At 66.2% G+C, this 2,308-nt stretch carries 3 protein-coding genes; 2 read left to right on the top strand and 1 reads right to left on the bottom strand.

All coding sequences use genetic code 11. The features are described 5' to 3' along the window. Positions 1-320: 320 nt before the first annotated feature. Complete coding sequence (locus F8M74_RS37060; RefSeq protein ID WP_141259153.1) at positions 321-812, top strand: nuclear transport factor 2 family protein; 492 nt, start codon at positions 321-323, stop codon at positions 810-812. Positions 813-826: 14 nt separating this feature from the next. After that, positions 827-1,948 (top strand): serine hydrolase, encoded by a 1,122-nt coding sequence (locus F8M74_RS37065; protein WP_141259152.1) that lies wholly within the window; start codon positions 827-829, stop codon positions 1,946-1,948. A 9-nt stretch (positions 1,949-1,957) separates the two neighbouring features. On the opposite strand, the gene F8M74_RS37070 is transcribed toward F8M74_RS37065, so the two are convergent. Continuing rightward, the coding region (locus F8M74_RS37070) for an NAD(P)-dependent oxidoreductase (RefSeq protein ID WP_368669196.1) at positions 1,958-2,308 on the bottom strand (351 nt) is incomplete at its 5' end.

The following is a 2,308-nucleotide window of genomic DNA, read 5'->3' on the forward strand; positions in this document are numbered from 1 at the left end:
CGTCGAAGTCGAACGTCCTCCTGAGCAACTCGGCGAAAGTCCACTCGCGGTGTCCTCTCCTTCACCCGCTCCTTCCTGGCCGCTGCCTCAAGCCCCGCGCTCGCCTCCTGCGCTCCTGCTTGAGGGATCAACTGCACGCTGAACGGCAACCCCTGCGAATGAGGCGGGCGCGTCGGTGACGCGTGGACAGGGATGGCCCGGCGCTCGTTCAGGCCGGGCCACTCCTGCTTCATGAGGTCAGGCGGCGGAATAATCGCGAGGTGCCCGGGTTGCTGGCCGGCCGCGCGAACACACCCCGCCACCTCGCCTCGGAGCCCTTCGTGAAGCTGTCGCTCCTGCTGCTCACCTGCCTTGTGTCCCTGCCCGCCTTCGCCGAGGAGAAACTCAAGGACACCGCCGTCGCCCGGCAGCAAATCACCGCCGTGGTCGACGCCTTCCGCGAGGCCATCATCCAGAAGGACCGGAAGAAGTTCCTCGGCTTGTTCCTGCGCGAGGACGCCACGTGGCAGTCCGTCGATGGAGAGGAGCTCCTGAAGCGCCGCCTCCAGAAGAACCCCAAGGCCACCCGGCTCAAGCTCGATGCACGGCAGAACCCGACGACGTTCATCGATGAAATCGTGGCGGACCCGGAGCGTAGCGAGGAGAAGTTCACCAACGTCCGCATCGACACGGACGGCACCATCGCCTCGGTCTCCTTCGAGTTCACCTTCCACCTGGGCGAGCGCGTCATCAATCGCGGCCAGGAGAGCTGGCACCTGGTGAATACGGGCACCGGCTGGAAGATTGCCTCCGTCATCTGGTCCAACAACTAGGCCCCATACCCGACATGTCCTTCCGCGCTCCGCTCCTCTCGATTCTCGCCGTCGCGTGCTTCAGCTCCCAGGCACTGGGCGCGCCCCAGGCCTCCATCACCGCGAAGCTGGATGCCCACCTCCAGTCCTATGTCGACAAGGAGGGCTTCCGAGGCGCGGTGCTCGTCGCGAAGGACGGGAAGGTGCTTCATCGTGCCGCCTATGGCCTGGCGGACGAGAAGGGCCGGCGCGCCAACCAGGTCGACTCCCAGTTCCTGATTGGCTCGCTGACCAAGTCCTTCACCGCCGTGACGGTCATGCAGTTGGTGGACGCGGGCACGCTGGACCTGAACGTCCCCATCTCCCGCTATCTACCGAAGCTCCGCGCGGACCTGGGCCAGAGCCTGACGCTCCACCTGCTGCTCAAGCACCAGTCCGGCCTGCCCACTCATCTGGACTCGCTGGTGGAACGTGAAGCCGAGACGGATGTCTCCTCGGCGGAAATCCTGCGGCTCATCAACACCGCGCGCGTCTCGTTCAAGCCCGGAGCGAAGCACGAGTACTCCAACCTGAACTACCACCTCGCGGCCCTCATCATCGAAGCCGTCACGGGCAAGCGCTACGCGGAGGTGCTCCAGGAGAAGACGTTCGGCCCGCTCGGGATGACGGACTCGGGCATCGAGCGAAGCACGAACGTTCCGCCCAAGCGGGCCTTCGGCTACGCGAAGGAGCTGCTGGGCGTTTCGCGCGACGAGAACAACGTCTCCTATGCCCTGGGCTCCGGAGACATCTACTCGACGGTGGATGACCTGTACGCCTGGGACCAGGCGCTCTTCGGCTCGGGGCTGGTGTCCGCCCCGAGCAGGAAGCGGCTCTTCACGGGAGAGAGTCGCGCGCTCGGCTACTACGGCTATGGCTTCCGGATTCAGCAGTACCAGCGGAGCCCCGGCGGCAAGGAGCGCGGCGTGCTGGTGCGGCACGGCGGCTCCATGGATGGGTTCCTCTCCAACCTCCACCACTACACCGAGGACCAGCTGACGGTGATTGTCCTCGGCAACGTGCGGCCCTTTCCCATCCGGGAGCTGACCTTCGAGCTGAAGGAGATTGCCCTGGGACTGGAGCCCCGAAGCCGCTCGCGCGCGGAGCTGGACGAGTAGCTGCGCCGCTCAATACCCGATGGTGAACCGCCGCTTCACGAACCGGGGCAGCTCCACCTCGTCCAGCAGCGCGAGCGCGTAGTCCTCGTAGGAGATGCGGCTCTGTCCCTCCGCGTCCACCACGAGCTGGTCCTCCTCCAGCCGGAAGCGCCCCGTGCGCTCTCCGGCGGAGATGGCCGCGGCGGGGCTGAAGTAGGTCCAGTTGCGGTTCGAGGTCCGATAGAGGTTGAGCGCATCGCGATGCGCCAGCACAGCGGCCTTGTACGCCTCCGGGAGGCCCAGTCCCTTCAACCCCTCGACGGCCCCCTCGGCGCATAAGAGGAATGGGGGCCCTGTTGAGGGGGAGGGAGGGTGCAGAGG

Source organism: Myxococcus sp. CA023 (assembly GCF_010998615.1).
Taxonomy (GTDB): Bacteria; Myxococcota; Myxococcia; order Myxococcales; family Myxococcaceae; genus Myxococcus.